Here is a 26036-nt window from a genome sequence, read left to right as displayed (position 1 = left end):
CCCCCCCCCCCCCGCCGCCGGCCGCCGCCAGCCCGGCGGACGCCCCGTCGCCACCGGCGGGCGCCCCTTCACGGCCGGCGGGCGCCGCGTCGCCGGCGGGGCGGGCGTAGCGGCCGGTGGTCGTGGACCAGTGCAGGTCGCCGGCCATCCAGCGGCGCATCGCCTCGACGTAGCGCGCCAGGCCGGCGCGGGCCGCGGCGTCCAGCCCGTGCTCGGCGGCGAGGACCGGCAGCCCGGCCCCGGCGGTCCGCTCGAACTGCCGGACGCGCGCCTCGACCAGGTCGGCGACGATGTCGGCGGCGCGCTGCGTCCCGCAGCCGAGGAACCGCTGGACGGCCACGACGCCGTTGTTGTGCTCGCCCTCGACCTCGGTCTCCTTGTGGAAGGAGAGCAGGTCGTTGCGGAGCCCGTGGACGTCGGCGAACGTGTCGCGCAGCGCCTGCATCGGCGTGGAGGACAGGACGTCGTCGGGCAGCCCGCCCGCGAGGGTGTGCCGCAGGAGCCCGGCGGTGAACGCGGCGCCGCTCGTCCTGCGGCGCATCTCGACGTAGTCGACCGGGTCGGGGACGCGGTTCTGCAGGAGCCCCGCCAGCTCCCACAGCCAGCTGTCGGTGAGCCGCCGCAGCGCCTCGGCGAGATCGGCCCGCTCGTCCTCGGGCATGGCGGCGGCGGTGCGGGCCCGCAGGTCGGCGAGGCCCCGCTCGACGGGGTCGGACGGCTCGGCGCCCGCCGGCGGCGCGAGCAGCCGGGCCGTGTACGCCTTGGCGCCGAGCAGGTCGCGGGGCCGTTTGAACCGTTCGGCGAAGAAGTCGTCGAAGTAGAACCGCCACACGTGCCAGTCGGCGATCAGTTCCAGTTCGGGGCCGGGCGCGTCGGGGTGGGTGAGCGCCGCGAACATCGCGTAGTCGGCGGCGTCGAACGCGTCCGGCGTCCACGGGACGGCGGAATCCGCGGCCGGCGACGGCCTGCCGGGGACGTCGCGGGGGGCGTCGCCGGGGACGTCCCCGTCCAGCATCCCCATCTCCCGCGCCCATGCCGCCACATGGGTGCGGAGCCCGGCGACGCGCGGGTTCACCAGCGTGTCGTACGGCAGCGTGAACGCCGGCATCCGGAACCCGCCGGAGGCGGGCGGCGGGCCGGGCGGCGGCATCGCTCCCGACGGCGTCCCCTCGGCCCCCCAGAGCCTGCGCCCGAAAGGCGGGGTGGTCAGCGATCGGATCCGCACCGCCGAGGTGCCGAGGCCGAGCAGCCCGGCGATCTCCGGCAGGCTCGCGAGCCCGCGCCGCCGCGCCGCGCCCTCGTTCATGTAGCGGCTGGAGCGCAGGTGCCAGGCGTGCCCGCCGGACTGCCAGTCCTGCAGGCCCCGCGCGTAGCGCAGCACGTCGAGGCGTTCCCGCGGGTCGAGCCCGTGCTCCTCGAACAGCATCGGCAGCTCGGTGAGGGCGGTGTTCTCGAACTGCTGCATCCGCGACGTCAGCAGGTCGTTGGTGATCTCGGCGGCGCGCTGCGGCTCGGTGCCGAGGAACCGCTCCATCACCAGGACGCCGTTGTTGACCTCGCCCTCCTGCTCGGTCTCCCGCTGGTAGGAGAAGATGTCGTTGCGCAGGTGGACGGCGTCGGAGAAGGCGTCCTTCAGCACCCGGAGCGGGCGCGTCCCGGCGACCCGCGCCGGCACCTCCGCGCCGGCCGCGACCTCGACCAGGTCAGCCGACCAGGGCGCGCCGCCGACCTTGCGGCGCATGTGCACGTAGTCGATCGGGTTCGGGACGCGCGACTCGTCGATGTTGGCCAGTTCCCACGCCGATTCCTGCAGCAGGTTGCGGGTGCTCTCGGCGAACCGCGCCCGCCACTCCGGCGACATCAGCGGGACGGTCCGCTCCCACAGGTCGGCGAGCCCCCGCTCGACCGGGTTCGCCGGCTCCGGGCCGCCGGCCGCCCCGGACGGGCCCCCCGCCTCCACGGGCATGAAGGCGGGGAGCCGCGCGAGGTACTCCTTGGCGCCCGCGAGGTCGCGGGGCCGCTTGTAGCGTTCGAGGAAGTGGTCGTCGAAGTAGAAGACCCACACGTACCAGTCGGTCACCAGGTCCAGGACGGGGCCGGGCGCCTCCGGGTGCGTGTACGCGGTGAGCAGCGCGTAGTCGTGGGCGTCGTACTCGTCCTCGCTCCAGACCTCGGGCCCCGTGGCGTCGGGCCCGAGGATCCCCATGTCGTGCGCCCAGCGCCTGGAGTGTGCGCGGGCCGCCTCGACGTGGGGGTTCAGCCGCGCGGGGTGCGGCATGTAGAACTCGGGGAGTTCGAACGGTCTCACTACGCCGCACCGCCGTGCGCGATCTCGACCGACTCCAGCATGCCGAGCGCGTCCGGGACCAGGACGGCCGCCGAGTAGTAGCAGCTGACCAGGTAGTTGATGAGCGCCTTGTCGTCGATGCCCATGTACCGGACGGACAGGCCCGGCTGGTACTCGTCCGGCAGCCCGGTCTGGTGCAGGCCGATGACGCCCTGCGTCGCCTCGCCGGTGCGCATCAGCAGGATCGAGCTGGTCGCGGTCCGGCTGACCGGGATCTTGCTGCAGGGGAAGATCGGGACGCCGCGCCAGCCCGGCACCTTGTGGCCGCCGACGTCCACGCTGTCGGGGTACACGCCGCGGGCGCTGCACTCGCGGCCGAACGCCGCGATCGCCTTCGGGTGGGCGAGGAAGAACGCCGGGTCCTTCCAGACCAGGGTGAGCAGCTCGTCCATGTCGTCGGGGGTGGGCGGCCCGAGCCGGGTGTGCACGCGCTGCGCCAGGTCGGTGTTGTGCAGCAGGCCGAAGTCCCGGTTGTTGATCAGCTCGTGCTCCTGGCGCTCGCGCAGCGCCTCGATGGTCAGCCGCAGCTGCTGCTCCACCTGGTCCATCGGCTCGTTGTAGAGGTCGGCGACGCGGGTGTGCACCCGCAGCACCGTCTGCGCGACGCTCAGCTCGTACTCGCGCGGGGCGCCCTCGTAGTCGACGAACGTGCCCGGCAGCACCGGCTCGCCGTCGTGCCCGGACGCCAGGTCGATCGCGGCCTCGCCGTGCTCGTTCGACGACCGGCCGGGGTCCGCCCGGTACTCGTCCAGGTGCGCCTGGAGCGAGGCGGACTGGCCGAGCGTCTCCTGGAAGTCGGCCTCGCTCATGCTGAGCACCGTCACCGTGGTCAGCGCCTTGACGGTGTGCTCCCAGGTCGCCGGCTCCGCGCCCTCGTCGGTGCCGACGAGGGTCCGCTCGCCGAAGAAGTCGCCGTCGGCGAGCGTCCCGTGCACGGCCTCCGCGCCGTACTCGCCGGCCCCCACCCGGCTGAGCTTGCCGTGCACGACGAGGACCACCCGGTCGATCGGCCGGCCCTCCTCCACGACGACGTCGCCGGGCTCGTACTCCTGCTGGGTGAACCGGCCGGCCAGCGCGTCCAGCGCGAGGTCGTCCTCGTAGCCGCGCAGCGGGGGCAGCTCGCCCAGCTCGCGCGGGATGACCCGGACGTCCGCGCCGGTCGTCACGAACGTCACCCGTCCGTCGCCGACCGTGTAGGTGAGCCGCCGGTTGACGCGGTAGGCGCCGCCGGACGCCTCCACCCACGGCAGCAGCTTCAGCAGCCACCGGGAGGTGATCCCCTGCATCTGGGGGACGGACTTGGTCGTGGTCGCCAGGTTCCGCGCCGCAGAGGTACTGAGGCTCAACTGCTCTTCCGTCACGTCCACACCACCGATTCGTCGTAGGTCTGCCATGGATGAACCAACGGAGACGCTACCGACGGTAATCAGACGGGCGCAACGAGCTATATGTTCGCCTGGCCGCCACAGAAGTCACACCGTCGGGCGATAGCCCGCGCGGGCCCGCCGGACGCGATTCCGGCCGGTATGGAAACGGGGTGCGCGGAGCCGGTGCCGGGCCGCACGGCGTCGACCTGCGTTTTTACCCTCCATAGAGGTTTCGGCGCAGGTCAGAGGGGTGACGCGTGACCCAAATCACGCCAGGGGACGGCCCGGACAGGGAAACCGGGAGCGCATCCTGGTGTTACGCAGGATGAGCATCGGACGCGGAACAGGACGCGCCCGGCGAAGACGGAGGGAGGCCCCCGGTGACCATGGTTTGGACCGCGCTGGCGATCGAGACGACCGTCGCACTCGTGATCGCGGGATCGCTGGTGGGCTGGGCCCGCCGGCACTTCGCCCGCTGACGCGTCGCACGCCGCCCGCGCCCGCGCGGCGGGAGGTCAGCGTTCCGCCCCGGAACCCACCGGTTCCGGGGCGTTCTCCATTCCGACCCGCTCGATCGGCACGTTCGCCGTCTCCTTGATCAGCAGGATCGGGACGAGGGCCACCACCGCCGCCAGCATGATGTAGTACGCCGGGACGTAGTTGCTGCCCGTCGCGTCGATCAGCGAGCCCACCAGCACCGCGGCCGTGCCGCCGAACAGCGACGTCGAGATGTTGTAGCCGATCGCGAACGCCCCGTACCGCACCTTCGTCGGGAACATCGCCGGGAACGTCGCGCCGATCACCGCGAGCATCAGCACCAGCAGCCCGCCGATGATCGCGTAGCCGAACGCGATGCCGAACCAGTTGTTGGTCTGCATCAGCGCGAACGCCGGCCAGCTGAACAGGATGAACCCGACCGCCGCCATCAGCAGCACCGGCCTGCGGCCGATCCGGTCCGACAGGTGGCCGGTCGGCAGGATCACCGCCATCATCGCGGCCTCCACCCCGATCGTGACCAGCTGCGACTTCACGCTGCCCATGTGCAGGAAGTCGACCAGGTAGGACGGCATGAAGGTGAGCAGCGTGTAGTCCGCGACGTTCAGCAGGAAGACGATCCCGATCAGCATCAGGATGATCTTCCAGTAGTGCTCCAGGGTCTCCTTCAGCGGCGAGCGGGCCTTCTTGCCGGACTGCTCCATCGCCTGGAACGTCGGGGTGTCCTCGATCCGGGTCCGGACGTAGAGCCCGACGATCCCGAGCGGCAGCGCGATCAGGAACGGGATCCGCCAGCCCCAGTCGTGCATCGCCGCGTCCCCGACCGCCAGGTTCACCAGCAGGACGAGCCCGGCGCCCAGGATGTAGCCGGTCAGCGTGCCGAACTCCAGGAAGCTGCCGAAGTACCCGCGGCGGTTCGTCGGCGCGTACTCGGCGATCATCGTGGCGGCGCCGCCGTACTCGCCGCCCGTCGAGAACCCCTGGGTGAGGCGCACCGCCAGCAGCAGCAGCGGGGCCGCGATCCCGATCGTCCCGTAGCCGGGCAGGATGCCGATCACGAACGTGGAGCCCGACATCAGGATGATCGTGGTGGCGAGCACCCGCTTGCGGCCGAGCCGGTCGCCCATCGGGCCGAAGAACAGCCCGCCGAACGGGCGGGCCAGGAACGCCGCCGCGATCAGCGCGAACGAGCGCAGCGTCGCGCTGCCGGAGATGTGCTCGGGGAAGAACCGCGTCCCGATGATCGAGGTCATGACCCCGGCGCTGAACACGCCGAAGTCGAACCACTCGATGCAGTTGCCCATCGCCGAGGCGATGACCGCCTTGTGCACCGCCCCGATGTCGACGCCCTCGTCGGCGGCGTGGTCGCCTCCCTGCGCCGTCTCCGCCGTCTCCGCCGTCTCCGCCGTACCCGCCGGGTCGGCGGACTCAGGACCGGACTCTGCGTTCATCCGCACCTCCCGGCCTTCCCCCTGCCCGAAGATCAGCGAAGCTAACGCGCGCGGTTTTGCGGTCCGGTGACTCGCCGGAGCGGGCGCGGTCAGGCCTTCCGGACGTTCCTGGCGGTGTCCTCGCCGCCCTCGGCGGCCGTTCCCTCCGCGTCCGCGTCCTCGGCCGGCTTCTCGGCCGGGACGCCGGAGGAGCCGTCGCCGAGGGTGTCGCCCGGGTCGCCGCCGAGCAGCTCGTCGGTGAGCTCCGGGAGCGCCGCGGTGCGCGACGGGTCGTCCTCCACCAGGTCCTCGTCGTCCTCCGGGATGGCCACCAGCGCCTGCGTCTCCTGCGCGCCCCGGCTGATCACGCCGCTGGCGAGGACGGTGTTGCGGTGCCGCAGCGCGCCGTTCTCCCGCAGCAGGTCGTCCATCTCCGCGCGCGCCCGCGCGATCCGCCGGCTCAGCCGGACGTGGACGAGGAAGCCGCCGGCGGCGACCCCGAGGATGAAACCGGCGATGGGAAGCCCGACCAGCGGCGGCGCGAGCATGGCCACCAGTGCGACGATGACGAGCGCGACGACGACCGCAAGTGCGCCAAAGTGCTGCTCCATCCAGTCGAGGACGGCGTTGACGCGCTTGGGAATCCTCACTCGGCTTCTCCTCCACTCGGCTCGGGACGGGCCGCTGCGCCCGGGGCAGGCCATCTGAGGGCAACGATCGGCCGCCGCCGCCGTGTTCCAGCGGCACCGCGGCCTGCGGAGCGGCGCCGTCCGCGGGGCGCCGGTTCCGGGGACGCCGCCATGGCTCGCGCGACCGGACGGCACGGGCGCGCCTCCGGAGCGGCGCAGCCGCGCCGCTCGCGCGCCGCACGCCCCCGCGAAAGTTCACGGCGGGGGACGTGGAAAACCCTAACAGCATGTGACGACGGACCCGTACGGGCGCCCCGCGGTCACGCGCCGTGGCCAGGGAGGCCGCCCGCCGCGGTCCGCGGCGTGGCCAGGGTCACCGCGCCGCCGTCCGGGATGCGAGCACGGCCCCGCGCCGAATATCGTCGGTGAATATGAGCGAACATTTTGACGTCGTGGTCCTGGGCTCGGGTCCGGGTGGATATGTCGCCGCGATCCGGTCGGCACAGCTCGGGCTGAAGACGGCGATCATCGAGGAGCGGTACTGGGGCGGCGTCTGCCTCAACGTCGGCTGCATCCCCTCGAAGGCGCTGCTGCGCAACGCCGAGCTGGCGCACATCTTCACCCAGGAGCAGAAGACCTACGGGATCAACGTCGAGGGCAACGTCACCTTCGACTACGGCGTCGCCTACCAGCGCAGCCGCCAGGTGTCGGACAAGCTCGTCAAGGGCGTCCAGTTCCTGATGAAGAAGAACAAGATCACCTCCTATGACGGGCGCGGGACGTTCACCGACCCGAACACCCTCCAGGTCGCCAAGGGCGACGGCTCCACCGAGACCGTCACCTTCGACAGCTGCATCATCGCGGCGGGCGCGCACACCAAGCTGCTGCCGGGCACCTCGCTGTCGGAGCGGGTCGTCACCTACGAGGAGCAGATTCTCAGCTCCGAGCTGCCGGGGAGCATCGTCATCGCCGGCGCGGGCGCGATCGGCGTCGAGTTCGCCTACGTCCTGCACAACTACGGCGTGAAGGTCACGATCGTCGAGTTCCTCGACCGGGTGGCGCCCAACGAGGACGCCGACGTGTCCAAGGAGCTGGCCAAGCGGTACCGCAAGCTCGGCATCGACGTGCTGACCTCCACCCGCGTCGACGGCATCGACGACTCCGGCGAGAAGGTCAAGGTCACCGTCACCGGCAAGGACGGCGCCCAGCAGGTCATCGAGGCCGACAAGGTGCTGCAGGCGATCGGCTTCCAGCCGAACGTGGACGGCTACGGCCTGGACAAGACCGGCGTCCAGCTCACCGAGCGCGGCGCGATCGACGTGGACGGCCGCTGCCGCACGTCCGTCCCGCACATCTACGCGATCGGCGACGTCACCGCCAAGCTGATGCTCGCGCACGCCGCCGAGGCGATGGGCATCGTCGCCGCCGAGACCATCGCGGGCGCGGAGACGATGGAGCTCGACTACGTGATGATCCCCCGCGCCACCTACTGCCAGCCGCAGATCGCCTCGTTCGGCTGGACGGAGGCGCAGGCGAAGGAGCAGGGCTTCGACGTCAAGGTCGCCAAGTTCCCCTACAGCGCCAACGGCAAGGCGCTCGGCATGGGCGAGGGCGACGGCTTCGTCAAGGTGATCAGCGACGCCAAGTACGGCGAGATCCTCGGCGCCCACATGGTCGGCCCCGAGGTGACCGAGCTGCTGCCCGAGCTGACCCTCGCCCAGCAGTGGGACCTGACCGTCCACGAGGTCGCCCGCAACGTGCACGCCCACCCGTCCCTGGGCGAGGCCGTCAAGGAGGCCGTGCACGGCCTCGCCGGCCACATGATCAACCTCTAGACCGGTTCCGGCGTGCCCGTCCCCGCGGACGGGCGCGCCGCGTCCCGCCGCCCGGTCACCGCACCGCGCACCGGGCGAGCCGGACGATCCCCCCTCTGATGCGCTCCTCCCCCAGTTCGGGCAGGAGCGCCGCCACGTGCTCGGCCGACAGCGCCGCGAGCACGGCGTGCGCCGCGTACTCGGGGTCGGGTGCCCCGTTCGCGAGGATCGCCACGTGGCGGTGCCAGAACCGGTACGCGCCGATCCGGTACCGCGCGCCGGGCGAGGCCGTCTCCGACATCCGCACGAGCGCCAGGTGCTCCAGCAGGTAGTCCAGGTACGCCTCGACGAACGCGACCAGGCGCTCCCCGTCCCCCGCTTCCGGGCCCAGCGGCGGAGGCCCGTGCAGGATCGCCTCCTGCAGCACGCGTTCCCGCGCGTCCAGCAGCGCGACCGCAAGGCCCGCCTTGTCGCCGAAGCGCCGGAACAGCGTCCCCTTGCCGACACCTGCCTCCGCCGCCACCTGGTCCATCGACACCGCGTCGACGCCCCGCTCGGCGAACAGCCGGGCGGCCGCCTCCAGCACCGCCGCCCGGTTGCGCGCCGCGTCCGAGCGCTCCTTGGGCGGCGGGGTGCGCAGGAGTTCCAGCGGCATTGCAGAAGCGGACTGTGGTCCGGTACCGTCTCGAGGCATAACCGGACTATAGTCCGTCTTCTCTGGAGGCACAGCCATGACCACACTCATCGGCCGGGACGAGCTCAGGGCGGCGATCGACGCCGGGACCGTCACCGTCGTCGACGCGCTCGGCGGCGAGTACTACGCCGAGCAGCACCTGCCCGGCGCCGTCCCGCTCGTCGCGGCGGACGTCGACGCGCAGGCACCCGCCCTGCTCCCCGACCGCGGCGCCGCGATCGTCACCTACTGCTCCAACCCCGCCTGCGCCAACAGCGGCCAGGTCGCCGACCGGCTCACCGCCCTCGGCTACACCGACGTCCGCAAGTACCCCGAGGGCATCGAGGACTGGGTGAACGCCGGCCTCCCCACCGAACCCGCCCAACTGCGCGCCGGGACGGGGGCGCGGCTCCCGTCCCGGCCGCCCGGCGGGGCGATCACTTAAAGTGATCGCATGGGGGAGATCGAAGAGGAGCGGCTGATCACGACGGCGACCCGCATCTTCGCCGAGCTGGGGTACGACGGGACGTCGCTGCAGATGATCGCCGACGCGGCGGGCTACGACATCGGCGCCGTCCACGGCGTGGCCGCGACCAAGGCGGACCTGTACGGCGCCGTCATGCAGCGCGCCGACGAGGTGGAGGAGGCGGCCATGCAGGCCGCGCTGACCCAGTTCACGCCGGGCCGGGAGGGCATCGTCCGGCTCGCGGACGCCTACCTCGACTTCTACGTCACCCACCCGCAGGTGCTGGCGCTGTGGCAGCACCGGTGGATGGGGGACGCCGCCGACCTGCCCGGGTTCGAAGAGCTCTACACCAAGCCGCTGTCGGTCCAGATCGCCGACACCATACGCGACCTCCTGCCGCCCGACGTCGACGCCGACTACCTCATCTGGAGCGTGGTCTGGTGCGTCTACGGCTTCCTGACCGGCGGCGTCGTCCGCAGCGGTCCGGGCGAGCCGCCCCGCCGCCACACGCCGAGCAGCGCCCCCTGCCCCCACGACGACGTGGAGGGCTTCCGCACCTTCCTGCACACCATGCTCGACCACATGTTCACCCCGCTGCCCCGCTGAGGCCCGCCGACCGGCCGACGGGTTCGCAACGAATCGCCGTCCCCGACCCTGAAGACGCAACGAATACCCAGGTCAGCGCAAGGTCGACGCATTGGAACGCAGGGCTTTCGTTTCTAGGCTTTCGCTCAGTCGATGTCCTTTGGAAGCCCAGGAGACGAGCATGACCGTGATGCCGGCAACGGAGCCGAGCACCCCCCAGCGGACCGCGACGCGGCGCCGCTACCTGATGTGCCGCCCCGAGCATTTCGCGGTGACGTACGCCATCAACCCGTGGATGAATCCGGCCGCGGGCTCGGACGCGGGAAGGGCCGTCGAGCAATGGGAGGCGCTGCGCGCCGCCTACGTCTCGCTCGGGCACGAGGTCGACCTCATCGACCCGATCGGGGGCCTTCCCGACATGGTCTTCGCCGCGAACGGCGCGCTCGTCGTCGGCGGACGCGTCTACGGCGCGAAGTTCACCTTCCCCGAACGCTCCGCGGAGGGCCCCGCGTACACCGACTGGCTCCGCAAGAACGGCTTCCCCGACGTCCTCATTCCAGAGCACACCAACGAAGGGGAAGGCGACTTCCTCACCCTGGACGGCGTCATTCTCGCGGGCACGGGATTCCGCACCGACATCGCCGCCCACCAGGAGGCGCAGGAGTTCCTCGGACGTCCCGTGGTGACGCTGCGGCTGATCGACCCGCGCTTCTACCACCTGGACACCGCGCTGTTCCCGCTAGGCGGCGCCAACGTCGCCTACTACCCGGGCGCCTTCTCCCCCGGCAGCCGCGCCGTGCTCGAACGGCTCTTCCCGGACGCCGTCATCGCCGGCGAGGCGGACGCGGCCGTCCTCGGCCTGAACGCCGTGTGCGACGGCCGCAACGTCGTCATTAACGCCGAGGCCACCGTCCTGATCGCCGCGCTGCGCGAACGCGGATACGACCCCGTCCCCGTGGACCTGTCCGAACTCCGCAAGGCCGGCGGCGGCCCCAAATGCTGCACCCTGGAACTACGCCCCTGACTCACCCGCCCGGCGGCGGCCGCCGCTCCCCGCCGCCGGGCCCCGAGCTCTCATGACCGGCCTCCCACGCCTTCAACGCGGCACGATCTTCCGGCCGGTCCGGTTCCCAGCCGAGGAAGTCGCGGACGGCGGCGCCCACGTCCTCGCGCACGATCTCGCCCTCGTCCTCGTCGCCGGTGAGCGGCACCAGCGTGGGACTGTTCAGGTGCAGCGACAACCGGGTCCCCGCGTCGGCCGAGGCACCGCCGTAATGGTAGGAGTGCTGGATCCCGTTGTAGACGAGATTCCACAACCGCCGGTTCTTACCGAACTCCTTCAGCTCTATCTTGACTTCTCGTTCGCCCCTGTCCTTGAGCCGCAACTCCCGATCGCCGGTAACCTCGATCTCGGTCAGCTCGTACAGCTTCACCCACTTCCAGGCGTAGCGGAGCCAGTCGGCGCCGCAGTCGATCCGCCATTCGATGAGGCCGAAAAGCGCTCCCAGGCCGGACAGCGCGAACAGCAGAGCCCACATTCGCCAGTCCTGCGCCCACCCGAAACCCCTGTTCGCGATTGCGAGATAGACCACTCCGATGGCGCAGAGGACGAGAAACGCCCCCCGGACCCTCCGATCCCGTGACCGGGGCGTCCATTCCAAGGTGATCCCTTGCCCTTGGGGCGGCCGTGGGCGCCGCGTCCTCGGACGCTTCAACGGCCGGCTCCAGTCGGGGAGATCCGGTGCGTCCGGTGGCCGCGGCAGACCGGTCCGAGCGTCCGGCCGCGGAGGCAGCTTTCCCCTCTCCGGCCTTTTCACCGGAACCTCGGCCAAGAGAGTTCCTTGACGCCGTCGGCGGCGCCATGAAGCAGCCCGCTCCCCGACTCGGCGAGCTTGGAGGCCACCGTCCCGCCCCACTCGTCGATGCCGAAGGCCACGCCCGCTCCGACGATGACACCGGCGAGCCCGCCGAGCACAGCCCCCTCGGGCCCCGTAATGGCCCCGTCCACCGCGCCCGTGACGGCAGCGCCCGCCACGGTTCCCCCGATCTCGGAGGCCGCCGACTTGACCGGCTGCTTCCCGTGACGCACGTCGTTCCCTATGGCGACTCCCGTGACGAGCCAGCCGGCCACCGGGATGCCCTTGCTCGCCAGTCCGACCTTTCCCAGACCCGGCACTTCGGTGAGGCTCCGCGGAATCCGATCACCGTCCAGGACCCATTTTCCGCCGGGCGCGTGCTCCAAGGCCGTAAGGATCTTGTTGTCCTGGCTCAGCTGCCTGTAGCGGTTCGCCTCTATGTCGGCGAGGCCCTTCCTGATGATGACGCTCCGGGCAGTGACCGGCGGCAGATCCTCGTCGAGCAGCTTGGCCCCTTCGAGCGCCTTCTCCTCCCACGCCTCCGCGAGCTTCACGAATCTCTTGCTGCGGGCGATGAGGCCGCCGGTGTAACCGATGCCGAGGTTCGCGACGTTGAAGGGGGTCGTGTCATTGAAGCCTTGCAGGAACTGCATCAGCGTGCTCTGGGAGGCCGTCTCCTTCTTACGGCACGCCGAGACGATGAGCGCGGCGTCGGTGTACGCCCTCACCTTGCTCGCGTAGGCGCCCAGTTCCTTGTTGTAGGCGGCGTTGGCGCGGCCCATCGGGGAATCGGGTTCGTAGGGGCCTTGAGCCCCCGCCAGGCCGGTGCGGGGCGGGGGTGGGCCGGGGTCGTGGACGGTGTAGCCGTCGACGCGGAGGCCGGCGGACGTGGCGATGTCGCGGGCGCGCTTCATGGCCGCCCGGCAGTCGTCGAGGTCGCCGGCGTGCTCGTCGAGGGCCTTGCCGGTGCGGCCCAGGCCGGTGGAGACGCCGTCGATCCTGGTGCCGAAGTTGGTCATGACGTAGCGGTAGCCGCTCGCGGCCGTCCCGTCCCAGCCGGGCTGCGACTGCGTGCGGGTGCGCTGGAGTTCAGCGGACGCCTGGTCGGCGGCGCCGGAGGTCCGCCGCAGCCAGGTGCCGGTTGCGCGGAGGGCGGCGGGGTCGCCCTTGATCTCGGTGTCGAGAGGCATGTCAGGAGATCCCTCGGACGATCTTGCAGCCTTCGGGGGTGTTCACGTACTTGATCGTCTGCTCGGCCTTGGCGTAGATCCCCTGGTTGTGGACGACCGTGTCGGCGGACACGGTGAACGCGTCCACGATCCCGCCGAGGGATTCGGCGAACAACTCCAGGACGGAGGCGACGGCCGCCGTGCAGACGCCGGCGTCCGGTGCATTGGGCGCGGAGGCGGCCTGGCCGTCGAGTTTCGCGCCGGTGCCGTGGAGCTGCTGGGCAAGCCGTCCGAGGGCGCCGTCGTAGAGGAGGTAGCCGCCCCCGCCGGTGGTGCCGGGAATGAGGCCGTCGGTCATGAGGGGTCCCCTTCCATTCCGGTGAAGTCGACGTCCCAGAGGACGACGTCGGCGCCGGTGAGTTCGGCGAACTTCTCGATGCCCTCGGGGGCCCGGAGCTGGACGGCGACCCACGGCTGGTCCTCGCCGCAGCCCGCGACGAGCAGTTCCAGCGAGGAGTAGAGGGGCAGCACGCGGCGGCCGTCCTCGAAAAGGCTCAGTGCGAATTCGGCGGCGGTGTCGCCCTGCTGGAAACGGCGGGAGGGAACGTAGACGAGCTGGGTCCAGATGGCCGTGCCGTCGCCGTCATCCGCCATTCGTACCCCCGGCATGGACATCGAAGGAAGCGGCTCAACCTTACACAGCGGAGTCCACCGGCCGTCAATGAATATCTGACCACGGATCGATGCTCATTCCGGCCGACTGAAAAGGGGTTTCCGGCGTTTTACGGGTTCTCGGTGAGGGCGAGGTGGCGGCGGGTCAGGTGGCGGGTGCGGAGGACGCCGGCGATGCCGATCGTCCAGATGAGGGCCTGGACGGTCCAGGCGGCGCGGAAGGCGGACGGGGTGAAGTCCTTGCCGGGCGACAGGGCGTCCAGCACGAGCCCGATCAGCAGGATCGTGACCAGCGAGGCGACGAAGCCGCCGACGTTGACGATGCCGGTGGCGGTGCCCTGCCGGGCGGGCGGGTTGAACGTGCGGGCGAAGTCGAAGCCGATCATCGAGCCGGGGCCGCCGAGCGCGATGCACAGCACCAGCAGGACCAGCAGCCAGGACGGGGCGGGCGGCGGGCAGGCGAGCACGGCGGCCCACGCGCCGGCGTTGATCGCGACGATGCCGAGGACGAGCCGGGAGCGGTGCGCCGGGTGGCGGCCGACGAACCGCCCGACGAACGGCCCGGACATGACGTTGGCCAGCACCAGCAGGGTGAGCAGGGTGGACGCGGCGGCGGGCCGCATCCCCTGGCCCGAGACCAGGTACGGGTAGCCCCACATGAGCGCGAAGGTGCTGGAGGAGAACTGGGTGACGAAGTGCGTCCACAGGCCGAGCCGGGTGCCGGGATGCCGGAACGCGCTGGCGAGGTCGCGGCCCACCTGGCCGAGCGGCGGCGCGGCGGTGCGGACGGCGCCGGGCGCGCGGTCGCGCAGGACGGCGATCGCGAGCACACCGACCAGGACGCCGAGGGCGGCGGCGGAGCCGAACGCGGTGGTCCAGCCGGGGCCGTGCAGCAGCGCGACGAGCGGGACGGCGCTGAGCACCTGGCCGAGCTGCCCGAGCAGGCCGGTGAGCTGGGTGACCAGGGGCGCCTGCCGGCCGGGGAACCAGGTGGCGACGATGGACAGCACGCTGATGAAGGTCATCGCGTCGCCGGCGCCGACCATGACGCGGGCGGCGACGGCGGTGCCGACGCCGGTGGAGACGGCCATCAGCGCCTGCCCGGCGGCCATCAGCAGCGCGCCGCCGGCGATCATCCGGCGCGGGCCGACGCGGTCCAGCAGCAGGCCGACGGGGATCTGCAGGCCCGCGTAGACGAGCAGCTGCAGGACGGTGAAGGTGGCGAGGATGCCGGCGGACGCGCCGAAGCGGTGCACGGCGTCGAGGCCGGCGACGCCGAAGGACGTCCGGTGCAGGACCGCCGCGACGTAGGCGAGGACGCCGACTCCCCACAGCGCCCAGGCGAGGGGCGGTGCGCTCCGCCGTTCCAGGGGTTCCAGGGGGTTTTCGGTACTTTGGGCGATCTGCACGTAAAGCGATTTTAGGTCACGTACCCGGCTCCTCAGTCGGCGGGCAGCCGGCCGAGGGCGGCGTAGAGCGCCTCGGTGCACGGTCCCTCGACGCCCAGCTCGGGCCGCCACCGCCAGGGCCGGACCAGGCCCGGCTCCTCGATCGCGAGGCCGTCGAAGAACTCCCGGATGCGCTCCGGCGGCCGGAACACGATCGGGCTCGTGGCCTGCGCGTAGACGGCCTCGACGCGGTCGAGCTCGTCGGCGGGGACGCCGTCGTTCGTCAGGTGCGACAGGGCGAGATACGAGCCGGGGCACAGCCGGTCCCGGAAGGCCGCCAGGATGCCCGCCGGGTCGTCGGCGTCCGGCAGGAAGTGCAGCAGCGCGATGCACAGCACGGCGACGGGGCGGGAGAAGTCGATCAGCTCCCGGAGGTCGGGATGGCCGAGGATGCCCTCCGGGTCCCGGACGTCCGCGGTGATCACCGTGGTGGTGGCGTTGGTGGCGAGCAGCGCGCGGCCGTGCGCCAGCACGATCGGGTCGTTGTCGACGTAGACGACGTGGGCGTCGGGGATGATCTCCTGCGCGACCTCGTGCACGTTGCCCTGCGTCGGGAGGCCGGTGCCCAGGTCGACGAACTGGTCGATGCCCGACTCGGCGAGATGGCGGACGACCCGCTGCAGGAACCGCCGGTTCTCCCAGACGACGGCGCCGGCCAGCATCTCCCCGATGGCCTCCTTGACCTTCTCCCCGGCCACGCGGTCGACCTCGTAATTGTCCTTGCCGCCGAGGAAGTAGTCGTACATCCGCGCCGGCGAGGGCTTGCCCGTGTCAAAAGGAACCATCGATTCGTTCTGCACATGCGCACCGTAGCCGAATCTGCAAGTGTCCACTGACAAACGCGCGCAAGGAACACGATACCGGCTGGATCGGCTACGGTCGGTGGCGATGAATCCCGACGAAATGCGGTGGCGGGACGAACGGGCGCTGCTGAACGCGGAGCGCGACCGGCTCGGACGGCTCGCGAGCGGCCTTTACCCCGGCGTTCCGCGCGTCGCGGGGACCCGGCTGATGTGCCGGGACGAATGGATTCCGACAGCGCCCGTCCCGCTGGAGGACGTCCGGCTGGAATGGGACGACGCCCCCGCCCCGCCCGCCGTGGCCGAGCCCACCGAGGGCCTGCCGGACGGATACCGCACCTACGCCGGCGCCATGGCGGCGCTCGCCCCGCCGCAGACCTTCGACGACCGGCCGAGCTACCGCCTGCTCGCCGCCGGCGCCGGCGCCGGTCCGCCGGTGCTGCGGTTCGGGCCGGCCCGGTACTTCGACGGCGTGAACGTGGGCGAGGCCGCGGCGCACGAACTGGCCGCCGACCGCGACGGCCTGCGGAAACGCGTCGGCGACCCGTGCGACCTGCGCCGCCGGACGGCGCTGTGCGCGATCACGACGCTGACCGTCACGGCGTCCGGCTCGTACGTCCTGCACTGGCGGGACCCGGCGAAGGTCGCGCACGCCGGGGGCCTCCACCAGGTCATGCCGGTCGGCGTCTTCCAGCCCCTCGTAGACGAGCGCGACGACCTCGACCTGTGGCGGTGCATGGTCCGCGAATACGCCGAGGAACTGCTCGGAATGGACGAGGACTACGGCGACGGCTTCGTCCAGGAGGAATGGCCTTTCCACCGCGCGATGACGCAGGCGCGGAACGAGCGGCGGATACGCGCCCATTTCCTCGGCCTCGGCGTCGACCCGCTCACCTTCGCGCTGGACCTTCTCACGGTCGTCGTGATGGACGACGCGGCGTTCGGCGACCTGTTCGGCGGGCTCGTCGCGGTCAACGACGAGGGCCGGGTGTCGACGGCGGCGTTCGACGGGACGGTCCCGGAGCCGATGCAGCCGGCCGGCGCCGCCGCGCTCGCGCTGGCGTGGCGGCACCGCGCCGCGCTCGGCATCGGCGCCTGAGGGTCAGCCCTCGCCGAGCGCCTGCCGGCTGAGCGCCCGCAGCTCGTCCAGTGCGTCGTCGAGGTGGTCGATGATCTCGGACGGGTCGGGCACGAGGTCGCGGCAGGCGACGATGCCGACGTTCACCTTGCCGTCGTAGGAGAACACCGTGATGTTCAGGCCGCCGCTGACGTCCGTGACGACGGAGATCGGGTAGTAGCCGAGGACCCGCGCGCCGCACAGGTACAGCGGGAACTGCGGGCCCGGCACGTTCGACACCACGAGGTTCACCGGGCGCAGCGAGACCGCCGACGCGGCCTGCAGCGCGAACCGGGTCACGGCGCCCGCGACCGGCGCGGGCAGCAGCCCGCTCATCTCCCGCACCCAGCCGCCCGCCGACGCGGTGAACCGCCGCTTGACCAGGTCCATGTCGCGGCGGACGGCGGCGTACCGCTCGGCCGGGTCGGGGACGTGCGTGGCCAGTGGCGCGCTCATGATCGACACCTGGTTGCCGCCGGCGCCGCCGTGGCCCGCGCGGCGCAGCGACACCGGCACGCCCGCGACCAGCGGGCCGTCCGGCAGGTCGCCGCGCTTGTCCAGCCACTGCCGCAGCGCGGTCGCGCACAGCGCCATGACCACGTCGTTGACGCTGCCGCCGAGCCCGCGGCGGATCTCCTTGACGTCCGCGAGCGGCAGCTCGCCGCAGGCGACCGAGCGGCGCCGCCCGACGGGCCGGTTGAACGGGGTCGCCGGCGCGGCGACCCGGGGCATCCGCGGCGCGGCGGGGCGGCCCAGCGCGCCCTGCACCATCGACGACACGAGCCCGACGCCCGGGACGGACGCCAGGCCGGGGATCTCGTCCAGGTAAGGGGCGGTGCGCGCGACCGACAGCGCGGACCGGACCGGATGCGCCGCCGCCCGCAGCAGCCCGGTCCCGACCATGCTCGCCGTGCTCGGGGCCCGCACGGGGGCGGCGTCGTCGGGCGGCAGCTCGCGCGGCTCGGGCGACAGGTCGAGCAGCGCGGCGAGCGTCTCGGCGGCCATCACGCCGTCGATCGCCGCGTGGTGGACCTTGATGTAGACGGCGACGCGGCCGCCCTGGAGGCCCTGGATGAGGGCGATCTCCCAGAGCGGGCGGGACCGGTCGAGCGGCTGCTCGTGCAGCATCGCCACCGCGTCGGCGAGCTGCCGGTCGTCGCCCGGCGCGGGCAGCCCGACCTCGACGATGTGCTTCTCCGGGGCGAAGTCCGGGTCGTCCTCCCAGTACGGGAAGTCCAGGCCGAACGGCACCGGGACGAGCCGGCGCCGCAGCGGCGCCGCCAGGTGCGCGCGGTCGCGGACCAGGCCCGCGACCATCGCGACCGTGAGCCGACCGCCGGGGCACGAGGCCGGGTCGAGCACCCCCAGCCCCGCGATGTGGGCATGGACGTTGCCCATCTCGGCGTTGAGGAATGTGGCGTCCACGCTGGTCAGCTGGGTCATCTCGCGTCCCGTCCGCTCGTCCTGCGTTTGCCTGCCCTCCCAGGTTTCGGCGGCGGACGCGGTAGGTCAACGCACCGCGTCAGAAAGTAACACCGACTTAACGGGACGTTTCACTCGGTTCATCTGCCGATTCGGGGCAACCGAGAAAACTTTTCCCGATCTTCCGTCCTGATGTGGTCAGGAGTTGTCACAAGCCTGATCAAGAAACCGTTCGGCCTCCGACCCTTTGATCATCGCACTAGGCTGATGCGCCATGACGGCACGCCCCCTCACCGAGATCGTCGAAGCCGGCTGGGCGCAGGCCCTCGCCCCCGTCGCCGGGACGATCGCGGCGGCCGGCGACTGGCTGCGCGCCGAGGTCGCCGCCGGACGCCGCTACCTGCCCGCCGGGAACCTGATCCTGCGCGCCTTCACCCAGCCGTTCGACGAGGTACGCGTGCTGATCGTCGGGCAGGACCCCTACCCCACCCCGGGCCATCCGGTCGGCCTCAGCTTCTCCGTCGCGCCGGACGTCCGGCCGCTGCCCGCGAGCCTCGTCAACATCTTCCGCGAGTACTGCGACGACCTCGGCCACCCCGAACCGTCCAACGGCGACCTCACGCCGTGGACCGAGCAGGGCGTCCTGCTGCTCAACCGGTCCCTCACCGTCATGCCCCGCAAGCCCGGCTCGCACCGCGACAAGGGCTGGGAGCAGGTCACCGAGCAGGCCATCCGCGCCCTCGCCGCCCGCGGCCGCCCCCTCGTCGCCGTCCTCTGGGGCCGCGACGCCCGCAACCTCAAGCCCCTGCTCGGCGACGTCCCGTGCATCGAGTCGCCCCACCCGAGCCCGTACTCGGCCGGCAGCGGCTTCTTCGGCTCCCGCCCCTTCTCCCGCGCCAACCAGCTCCTGGAGCAGCAGGGCGCCGCTCCCGTCGACTGGAAACTCCCCTAAGGGAGAGGGACGCCCGCTGGGTCAGCCCAGACGGCGCAGGAGGGTCGCGAACTCGCCGGTGCCCTCGGTGGGGGCGTCGGCGGGGAGGGGGGTCAGCCGGCGCTCGCCGTGGCTCCAGTAGACGCCGGGCGCGCACGGGTCCTCGGCGGCGGCGTGCATCTCGCGGACGACGTCGGCGAAGACGGGGAGCACCTCGCGGACGGCCGTGGACGTGATCGGGTACAGCAGCAGCGTGCTGTGGCACGGGACGCCGACCAGCGCGCCGTGCTCGTTCGGCACCGGGAGGAACTGGTCGACCTCGCTGAGCAGCGCCGACACGTACCGACTGCCCGGCTTGGTCACCACCCGGACGTCGCGTCCCGGCAGCAGCGGCTGGTCGTGCACGGCGACGTCCGACAGCTCGCGGTCGTGCGTGTTCGTCATCACATAGCCGAGCTTGTGCAGCCCGAGCAGGCCGGCGCGGGCCTTCGTCAGCGGGCCGCCGTAGCGCGGGTGCTCGATCATCACCATCGCGTCGAAGTGGTCCCCGGCGGGGACGACGACGAGGCCCTCGCGGTCGCGCGGCGCGAGCTTCGGCACGATCCGCAGCCGCAGCAGCTCGCGGACGTCGCCGAACAGCTCCATCTCGCCGACGGCGAGGAACGCGCGGTCGCCGACCTCGCGGACCCACTCGCCCACCACCTGCGGCCATACCGAGCGCGGCTCGCGGGAGCAGCGCTCCAGCACCGTCCAGCTGGAGGCGCGCGCCTCGGACCGGCCGAGCGGCAGCACCACCTCCGACGTCCCGGAGTCGAACCAGGCGCTGGGCGCCAGCGCCGGGAGCACGTCGCGGATGAGCGCGTGCACGTCCGCCGCCGCGTCCAACGGTTCCATGCTCATCCCCCTTCACCATCGGCGGATCACGTCACACCCCCACCTTCTCAGAGTTCCGGCCGCTTGTGGGATCCATCGCGATCCCGGCGCCGCACTCGCTGATCATGGCGTCCCTCAAGTACGGTGCTGACATGTCCGAACGCGTGTACCCGCCAGTGATCAAGACGGCCCTCGGCGTGTTCAAGGTCCTGAACACCAAGTTCCGGCTGGAGGGGACCGACCGGATTCCCAGCACCGGCGGTGCCGTGCTCGTCAGCAACCACGTCAGCTACCTCGACTTCATCTTCGCCGGCGTGGCCGCGCACCCGGCCGGGCGGCTGGTGCGGTTCATGGCGAAGAAGGAGATCTTCGACAACCGGATCGCCGGGCCGCTGATGCGCGGCATGAAGCACATCCCGGTCGACCGGGAGGCGGGCGCCTCCTCGTACGCGGCGGCGCTGAAGGCGCTGCGCGGCGGCGAGATCGTCGGGGTGTTCGCGGAGGCGACGATCAGCCGGTCGTTCACCGTGAAGGACATCAAGAGCGGCGCGGTGCGGATGGCGGTGGCGTCCAAGACCCCGCTGATCCCGGTCGCGATCTGGGGCCCGCAGCGGATGTGGACCAAGGGCCGCAAGCGCCGGCTGCTGCAGCGCAACGTCCCGGTGACGATCCTCATCGGCGAGCCCATGCACCCCAAGCGCGGCGACGACTACGACGAGGTCACCAAGGATCTGCGCGCCCGCATCTCGGAGCTGCTGGAGAAGGCGCAGCGCGAGTACCCGGAGGCCCCGAAGCCGGGCGAGAAGTGGTGGCAGCCCGCCTACCTGGGCGGCACCGCGCCGACGCCGGAGGAGGCCGAGAAGCTCGACTTCCAGGAGGCGGAGGCCCGCAAGGCGGCCCGGCTGGAGCGCGAGGCGCGCGAGGGCGGCGGCGCCTGAGCCGGCCGCGGGCCGCCGGCCGCGTCCCTAATTCGGTGGACGCGTCCGCCCGGCACGCCCGATGATCAATGACATGACCATGTCGCAGGAGAGCGGGCAGGACGTCCTGCATCTCGTCGGGCCCGGGGAGAACGCGACCGATCCGGGGCCCGAGTCGACGCTGCCCGTGGTCTTCAACCTCAGCGACAACAACTCCCCCGCCGACGTGATGGACGTGCTGTCGCTGCGCCCGTTCGCGTCCGGCGAGCAGCCCTGGTCGCGGTCGACGCGGCTGGACCACGTCCGCCCGGAGGCGCCGCTGCGCCCGGACGGCGCGCGCCTCGTGCGGGTCGCCCGCGAGAAGGGCAAGGAGTCGGTGCTGGCCGAGGGCGACGGCTGGACGCTGCTGACCAACCGGTGGAAGAACGGCAGCGCCTACCTCGCGGTGTCGGCGGTCTCCGACGAGCTGGCCGGGTCGGTCCTGGACGCGTCGGTGAAGGACGCGACGGACCCGCCGAAGACCGACGAGACCAGCGTCGAGATGGGCTTCTGGCACATGGGGATGCACGGCCCGTCCCGCGACGAGCGCGCGATCTCCGCCGACGCGTGGGAGGACATCCGCGGCAACTACACCGGCGCGGTCGCCGAGGCGCTCGACCAGGTGATGAGCCTGACCCGCGAGGAGGTGTCGGGCCGGCTCCTGCTGCTGCACGGCCCGCCCGGCACCGGCAAGACGACGGCGCTGCGCGCGCTGGCGCGGGCGTGGGGCAAGTGGTGCCAGGCCGACTGCGTGCTCGACCCGGAGGCGCTGTTCGGCACGCCCAGCTACCTCATGGAGGTCGCGGTCGGCGACGACGAGGACGAGAACCGCCGCTGGCGGCTGCTCATCCTGGAGGACTGCGACGAGCTGATCCGCGGCGAGGCCAAGCAGTCGACGGGCCAGGGCCTGTCGCGGCTTCTCAACCTCACCGACGGGATGCTCGGGCAGGGCCGGGACGTGCTGGTGGCCATCACCACCAACGAGGACCTGGCGATGCTGCACCCGGCGGTGGTGCGGCCGGGCCGCTGCCTCGCGCAGATCGAGGTGGGCCGGCTGACCCGCGAGGAGTCGGCGGCGTGGCTGGACGGCGCGGACGCCGCGGCCGAGATCGGCCCGGACGGCGCCACCCTCGCCGAGCTCGCCGCGCTGCGCAAGGGCGAGCGCCGCCCCGAGGTCCACGAGAGGCCCGCCTCCGCGACCGGCTTCTACCTCTAGCCTCCCGTCGGCTTGCGGCGGGTCGTCGTCATGAGTGCCCTCATGGCGACGACCCGCCGCAAGTGAACGTGGTCGGTCAGGCGGCCTTGGCGAGGGCCTGTTCGATGTCCTGCCAGAGGTCGTCGGGGTGTTCGAGGCCGACGGCCAGGCGGACGGTGCCCTCGCCGATGCCGGCGGCGGCGAGGGACGCCGCGTCCATCTGGCGGTGCGAGGTGCTCGCCGGGTGCATGACGAGCGTGCCGGTGTCGCCGAGCGACGGGCTGAGCGACACCAGCCGCACCGTCTCGCTGAACACGCGCCCGGCCTCGCGCCCGCCGGCCAGCTCGAACGACAGCACGCCCCCGGCGCCGTCTGGCAGCAGCCGGCGCGCGGTCTCGTGCTGCGGGTGGTCGATGAGGCCCGGGTAGTGGACGCGGTCGACGGACGGGTGCGCGGCGAGGCGGCGCGCGATGTCGAGGGCGGTCGCGCTGTGCCGGGCGATGCGCATCGGCAGCGTCGCGAGCCCGCGCAGGGTCAGCCAGGCGGCGAACGGGTCGGTGATGGAGCCGAGTTCGACGGCGTGGTCCCAGACGCGGCCGTGCACGTCCGGGTCGGCGAACACCGCGGCGCCGCCCATGACGTCGCCGTGCCCGCTGATGTACTTGGTGACGGAGTGGACGACGATGTCCGCGCCGTGCTCGACGGGCCTGCAGAGCAGCGGCGCGAAGGTGTTGTCGACGACGGTGAGCACGCCCGTTCCCCGGACGGCCTCGGTGAACGCCGGGAGGTCGGTGACGTGCGTGGTCGGGTTCGCGATCGTCTCCAGGTAGAGGAGCCGGGTGTTCGGGCGCAGCGCCCGCCGCACCTCCTCCGGGTCGTCGCCGGGGACGTGGGTCAGCTCGAGGCCCCACCGGTCGGCCAGGTCGTGCAGCAGCGCGTATGTGCCGCCGTACAGCGACGACTGCGCGATCACGTGGTCGCCGGACTTCAGCAGCGCCATCAGGACGGCGTTGATCGCGCCCATCCCGGCGGAGGTGGCGAGGGCTCCGGCGCCGCCCTCCAGTTCGGCGAGGGACTGCTCGAGGGAGCGGACGGTCGGGTTGCTCAACCGCCCGTACAGGAACGCCTTGCCGGGGCCCTCGAAGGCGGCGGCGAGGTCGGCGGCCCCGTCGAAGGCGAACAGGTGGCCCTGGAAGATCGGCTGGGCGAGCGGGCGGCTGCCGGCCGGCGTGACGACGGGCGGGTGGACGGCGCGGGTCTGCGGGTCGTGTCCGGTCATGGTTCCAGCCTGCGGTGCGGCGGGGCCCGGCGGCAGAGCCAATCGCGGGCAGTGGCCTGGAGCCGGCTTCGACCAGTGGTCCGGACCACGCCCCCGGCTTCCGCTCCGCGGCGCCGGACCACCGGCCCGGCCGGGGCCGCCGGCGTCCCGCCGTCCGGTACGGTCCCCGTCCGCCGGCTCACCCACCCCGCGAGGGCGAGCCGGCGGCCGAGGCGTCCCGGACGGGCGACGCTCGGCGTCCCACGGCCGGAGACCCGAGCATGTCCCGGCGGGCCGGGTCCGCGCCATCCGGGAGATCACTGCCAACTCGCCGGAGATTTCGTATTCGTCCCTTACGGGCTACGGGGTCGCGTGCGCGAACAGGTGCCGGTACATCCGGCGCAGGCCGGGGAGATCACTGACAGGCTCCCCGAACGCCAGCCGCAGGTCGAACGTCCCGCCCGCGTCTGGCGACGGCGCGGAGCAGCGCAGCCACATTCCGTATCGGTCGAGCCCGAGCGGCCGGACCTCCGGCAGGCCGTCCGGATCGCCGGACGGTGACGCCGACACCGGCAGCAGGCCCTTCAGCTCGTCGCGGTGGCAGGAGTCCAGATGGGTCAGGATGCCCGCGCCGATGGCGACGAACGGGTCCGGCGTGGCGGCGGCGTACTCCTCCGGTTCGAGCGTCGCGCCGCCCCAGGCGTCCTCGATCTCGACCTGCGCGACGTCCAGTGTGAGGACCGTCCACGCGCCGTCGCGCGACGGCTCCTCGGCGGCGAGGTCGAGCAGTTCCGGACGCGGATGCGGGCGCGCCAGCTTCAGCGCGGCGTCCCGCAGCCCGGCCGGCGGCAGCTCGGACACCCAGCCGTGCAGCCAGGCCCGGCCGCGCACCCGGTCGGCGAGCGGGACCGGCGCGACGTCGCAGACGCGCAGCGTGGCGGGCAGGTCCTCCTCCCCCTCCAGCGCCTTGACCAGCGCCGACTCCTTCGGCAGGAGCAGCAGCGGCCGCCCGTCGACGTCCGTCGTGTACGCCGGGACGGGCGTGTGCGGGACGCCCGGCACGGCGAGGACGCCGTCGCCCATGCCGTAGGCGAGCGTCCGTGCCCGTTCCGCCGCCGTGGGCCCGTCCACCCGCGTCCCCGTCGTGTCCGCTCGCCCCACCATGGCCTCCTTGACGTACTAGGTTAGGCTTGCCTAACTAAGGCTTACCTAACCACTGAGGAGCGCCATGAACAACCCCCGCCCCAAGGTCCGCCTATCCCGAGCCCTCGGCATCCCCCTGACCCCCAAGTCCGTCAAGTACTTCGAGGCCCGCCCCTACCCGCCCGGCATGCACGGCCGCGCCCGCAAGCAGGAGACCGACTACAAGGTCCGGCTCCGCGAGAAGCAGCGGCTGCGCGCGCAGTACAACATCCGCGAGGCCCAGCTCAGCAACGCCTTCGCCAAGGCCGCCAAGGCCGGCGGCAAGACCGGCGAGGCCCTCCTCGTCGACCTCGAACGCCGGCTGGACGCGCTCGTCCTGCGCGCCGGCTTCGCCCGCACCATCTACCAGGCCCGCCAGTTCGTCGTGCACCGCCACATCCTGGTGAACGGCCGCCGCGTCGACCGCCCGTCCTTCCGCCTGCGCCCCGGCGACGTCATCACGGTCGCCGAGCGCAGCCGCGCGATGGACGCCTTCCAGATCGCCGCCGCCGGCGGCCACACCGACTCCGTGCCGCCCTACCTCGACGTCCGCCACGACGCCCTCGCCGCCCGGCTCGCCCGCCTCCCCGAACGCCCCGAGATCCCCGTCATCTGCGACGAACAACTCGTCGTCGAGCACTACTCCCGCTGATTCCCAGGGGGACGACCCCCTGGCCGCTTGAACCTCAGCCACAGGTCACGGGCAGGCACGCGGAGCGAGCGCAGCGAGCGGAGCGGGCCTGCCCGCCGGGCGACAGGCTGTTTCGCGCGGAGCGCCAGCGGAGCGGGAAACAGCCTGTCGACCGTTGACGGGGGTTCCAGGGGGTCGTCCCCCTGGGAGACTCAGCGGAGGTCGCCCAGTTCTTTGCGGGCGGTGGTGCGGAGGGTTCGGAGGGCCGCGACCAGGTGGTGGCGTTGGTCGTCGGTGAGGGGCGCGGCGAAGTGCGCGCGCAGCGTCTCGGCGTGCACCCGCAGGGCTTCGTCGAGCTTGGCGCGGCCCGCGTCGGTCAGCTCGACGAGGTGGCGGCGGCGGTCGCCGGCGGCGGCGCGGCGGCGGACGAGGCCGGCCTCCTGCATCCGGTCGACCAGCCGGGTCATGCCGCCGCTGGTGAGGATCAGCTCGCCGGCCAGCCCGCCCATGTCGGGGCAGTCCGCGCCGGCGTCCGACAGCCGGAGCAGCACCTCGAACACCGCGTGCCGGATGCCGCAGCGGCGCTCCAGCTCGCGGCCCGCGATGCGCTCCAGCAGGGCCGCGGCGGACAGCAGCGCGCCGAACTCGTGGATCACCTCGTCGGGCACCCGCGTGCCGCCGCCTGAGACCGTACGCTCCGTCACCGTCGACATTCTGCCC

General features: G+C 72.3%; 25 protein-coding genes. 9 read left to right on the top strand and 16 right to left on the bottom strand.

Features of this window, described 5'->3' with window-relative positions; genetic code table 11:
- From ABD296_RS37155 to ABD296_RS37140, 4 genes are all read right to left on the bottom strand, one after another.
- Positions 1-2308 (bottom strand): terpene synthase family protein (locus tag ABD296_RS37155; RefSeq protein WP_344278615.1); only part of this gene is annotated, 2308 nt, incomplete at its 3' end.
- Positions 2308-3741: a family 2B encapsulin nanocompartment shell protein gene (locus tag ABD296_RS37150; RefSeq protein ID WP_344278613.1), complete on the bottom strand. Its 1434-nt coding sequence runs from the start codon at positions 3739-3741 to the stop codon at positions 2308-2310. The genes ABD296_RS37155 and ABD296_RS37150, both read right to left, overlap by 1 nt.
- 488 nt (positions 3742-4229) lie before the next feature.
- Positions 4230-5660 carry an MFS transporter gene (locus ABD296_RS37145; RefSeq protein ID WP_344278610.1) on the bottom strand — a complete coding sequence of 477 codons (1431 nt, stop codon included), beginning with the start codon at positions 5658-5660 and terminating at the stop codon, positions 4230-4232.
- Between the two features lie 89 nt (positions 5661-5749).
- Positions 5750-6289, bottom strand: a complete 540-nt coding sequence (locus ABD296_RS37140) for a hypothetical protein (RefSeq protein WP_344278608.1) — start codon at positions 6287-6289, stop codon at positions 5750-5752.
- A gap of 410 nt (positions 6290-6699) precedes the next feature.
- Between ABD296_RS37140 and lpdA the strand changes: the two genes are divergently transcribed.
- On the top strand, positions 6700-8103 hold the full coding sequence (lpdA, locus tag ABD296_RS37135) for a dihydrolipoyl dehydrogenase (RefSeq protein ID WP_344278605.1): 1404 nt from the start codon (positions 6700-6702) through the stop codon (positions 8101-8103).
- A 55-nt stretch (positions 8104-8158) separates the two neighbouring features.
- Here lpdA and ABD296_RS37130 read toward each other — a convergent pair whose 3' ends face one another.
- Complete coding sequence (locus ABD296_RS37130; protein WP_344278602.1) at positions 8159-8737, bottom strand: TetR/AcrR family transcriptional regulator; 579 nt, start codon at positions 8735-8737, stop codon at positions 8159-8161.
- Between the two features lie 76 nt (positions 8738-8813).
- On the opposite strand from ABD296_RS37130, the gene ABD296_RS37125 reads away from it, so the two are divergent.
- From ABD296_RS37125 to ddaH, 3 genes are all read left to right on the top strand, one after another.
- Entirely contained in the window at positions 8814-9200 is a 387-nt protein-coding gene (locus tag ABD296_RS37125) for a rhodanese-like domain-containing protein (protein WP_344278599.1), read from the top strand.
- Between the two features lie 9 nt (positions 9201-9209).
- Positions 9210-9827, top strand: a complete 618-nt coding sequence (locus ABD296_RS37120) for a TetR/AcrR family transcriptional regulator (protein WP_344278596.1) — start codon at positions 9210-9212, stop codon at positions 9825-9827.
- A gap of 160 nt (positions 9828-9987) precedes the next feature.
- Positions 9988-10830, top strand: a complete 843-nt coding sequence (gene ddaH / locus ABD296_RS37115; RefSeq protein WP_344278593.1) for a dimethylargininase — start codon at positions 9988-9990, stop codon at positions 10828-10830.
- A 1-nt stretch (position 10831) separates the two neighbouring features.
- Here the strand turns inward: ddaH and ABD296_RS37110 are convergent, their stop codons facing one another.
- The 6 genes from ABD296_RS37110 to ABD296_RS37085 all read right to left on the bottom strand — a co-directional run bounded on the left by ABD296_RS37110 (position 10832) and on the right by ABD296_RS37085 (position 15736).
- Positions 10832-11344 (bottom strand): hypothetical protein, encoded by a 513-nt coding sequence (locus ABD296_RS37110; RefSeq protein ID WP_344278591.1) that lies wholly within the window; start codon positions 11342-11344, stop codon positions 10832-10834.
- A 275-nt stretch (positions 11345-11619) separates the two neighbouring features.
- The gene (locus ABD296_RS37105; protein WP_344278589.1) at positions 11620-12852 is read right to left on the bottom strand and encodes a WXG100 family type VII secretion target; all 1233 of its coding nucleotides are present in this window, start codon (positions 12850-12852) and stop codon (positions 11620-11622) included.
- Position 12853: 1 nt separating this feature from the next.
- A complete protein-coding gene (locus tag ABD296_RS37100; protein ID WP_344278586.1) occupies positions 12854-13189 on the bottom strand; it encodes a hypothetical protein in 336 nt (111 codons plus the stop codon).
- Positions 13186-13485, bottom strand: coding sequence for an SAV_915 family protein (locus ABD296_RS37095; protein ID WP_344278583.1), 300 nt, complete (start codon positions 13483-13485; stop codon positions 13186-13188). The genes ABD296_RS37100 and ABD296_RS37095 overlap by 4 nt, the downstream gene beginning before the upstream one ends.
- A gap of 128 nt (positions 13486-13613) precedes the next feature.
- Positions 13614-14912 (bottom strand): MFS transporter, encoded by a 1299-nt coding sequence (locus ABD296_RS37090; RefSeq protein WP_344278580.1) that lies wholly within the window; start codon positions 14910-14912, stop codon positions 13614-13616.
- A 32-nt stretch (positions 14913-14944) separates the two neighbouring features.
- Positions 14945-15736, bottom strand: coding sequence for an SAM-dependent methyltransferase (locus ABD296_RS37085; protein WP_344278577.1), 792 nt, complete (start codon positions 15734-15736; stop codon positions 14945-14947).
- A 103-nt stretch (positions 15737-15839) separates the two neighbouring features.
- Between ABD296_RS37085 and ABD296_RS37080 the strand changes: the two genes are divergently transcribed.
- Positions 15840-16850, top strand: a complete 1011-nt coding sequence (locus tag ABD296_RS37080) for a hypothetical protein (RefSeq protein ID WP_344278574.1) — start codon at positions 15840-15842, stop codon at positions 16848-16850.
- Positions 16851-16853: 3 nt separating this feature from the next.
- Here ABD296_RS37080 and ABD296_RS37075 read toward each other — a convergent pair whose 3' ends face one another.
- Positions 16854-18311 (bottom strand): WS/DGAT/MGAT family O-acyltransferase, encoded by a 1458-nt coding sequence (locus ABD296_RS37075; protein WP_344278571.1) that lies wholly within the window; start codon positions 18309-18311, stop codon positions 16854-16856.
- A 253-nt stretch (positions 18312-18564) separates the two neighbouring features.
- Here ABD296_RS37075 and ABD296_RS37070 point away from each other — a divergent pair, with 253 nt between their 5' ends.
- On the top strand, positions 18565-19242 hold the full coding sequence (locus tag ABD296_RS37070; RefSeq protein ID WP_344278569.1) for a uracil-DNA glycosylase: 678 nt from the start codon (positions 18565-18567) through the stop codon (positions 19240-19242).
- Between the two features lie 21 nt (positions 19243-19263).
- On the opposite strand, the gene ABD296_RS37065 is transcribed toward ABD296_RS37070, so the two are convergent.
- Entirely contained in the window at positions 19264-20115 is an 852-nt protein-coding gene (locus ABD296_RS37065; RefSeq protein WP_344278567.1) for a hypothetical protein, read from the bottom strand.
- Between the two features lie 131 nt (positions 20116-20246).
- On the opposite strand from ABD296_RS37065, the gene ABD296_RS37060 reads away from it, so the two are divergent.
- A complete protein-coding gene (locus ABD296_RS37060; RefSeq protein ID WP_344278564.1) occupies positions 20247-21032 on the top strand; it encodes a lysophospholipid acyltransferase family protein in 786 nt (261 codons plus the stop codon).
- 73 nt (positions 21033-21105) lie between these two features.
- Positions 21106-22266 carry a DUF5925 domain-containing protein gene (locus ABD296_RS37055; protein WP_344278561.1) on the top strand — a complete coding sequence of 387 codons (1161 nt, stop codon included), beginning with the start codon at positions 21106-21108 and terminating at the stop codon, positions 22264-22266.
- Positions 22267-22342: 76 nt separating this feature from the next.
- Here ABD296_RS37055 and ABD296_RS37050 read toward each other — a convergent pair whose 3' ends face one another.
- Both ABD296_RS37050 and ABD296_RS37045 read right to left on the bottom strand, forming a co-directional pair.
- Positions 22343-23524, bottom strand: a complete 1182-nt coding sequence (locus tag ABD296_RS37050; RefSeq protein WP_344278558.1) for a trans-sulfuration enzyme family protein — start codon at positions 23522-23524, stop codon at positions 22343-22345.
- 339 nt (positions 23525-23863) lie between these two features.
- Positions 23864-24667, bottom strand: coding sequence for a DUF2470 domain-containing protein (locus tag ABD296_RS37045; protein ID WP_344278555.1), 804 nt, complete (start codon positions 24665-24667; stop codon positions 23864-23866).
- 64 nt (positions 24668-24731) lie between these two features.
- Between ABD296_RS37045 and rpsD the strand changes: the two genes are divergently transcribed.
- A complete protein-coding gene (rpsD, locus tag ABD296_RS37040; RefSeq protein ID WP_344278552.1) occupies positions 24732-25337 on the top strand; it encodes a 30S ribosomal protein S4 in 606 nt (201 codons plus the stop codon).
- Between the two features lie 191 nt (positions 25338-25528).
- On the opposite strand, the gene ABD296_RS37035 is transcribed toward rpsD, so the two are convergent.
- Entirely contained in the window at positions 25529-26020 is a 492-nt protein-coding gene (locus tag ABD296_RS37035) for a MarR family winged helix-turn-helix transcriptional regulator (protein WP_344278549.1), read from the bottom strand.
- Between the last annotated feature and the right edge of the window lie 16 nt (positions 26021-26036).

This window comes from Actinomadura napierensis (assembly GCF_039529375.1).
GTDB classification, from domain to species: domain Bacteria; phylum Actinomycetota; class Actinomycetes; order Streptosporangiales; family Streptosporangiaceae; genus Spirillospora; species Spirillospora napierensis.
Note: the sequence above shows the minus strand (reverse complement) of the source record. Positions and strands in the feature narration are given on the sequence as shown.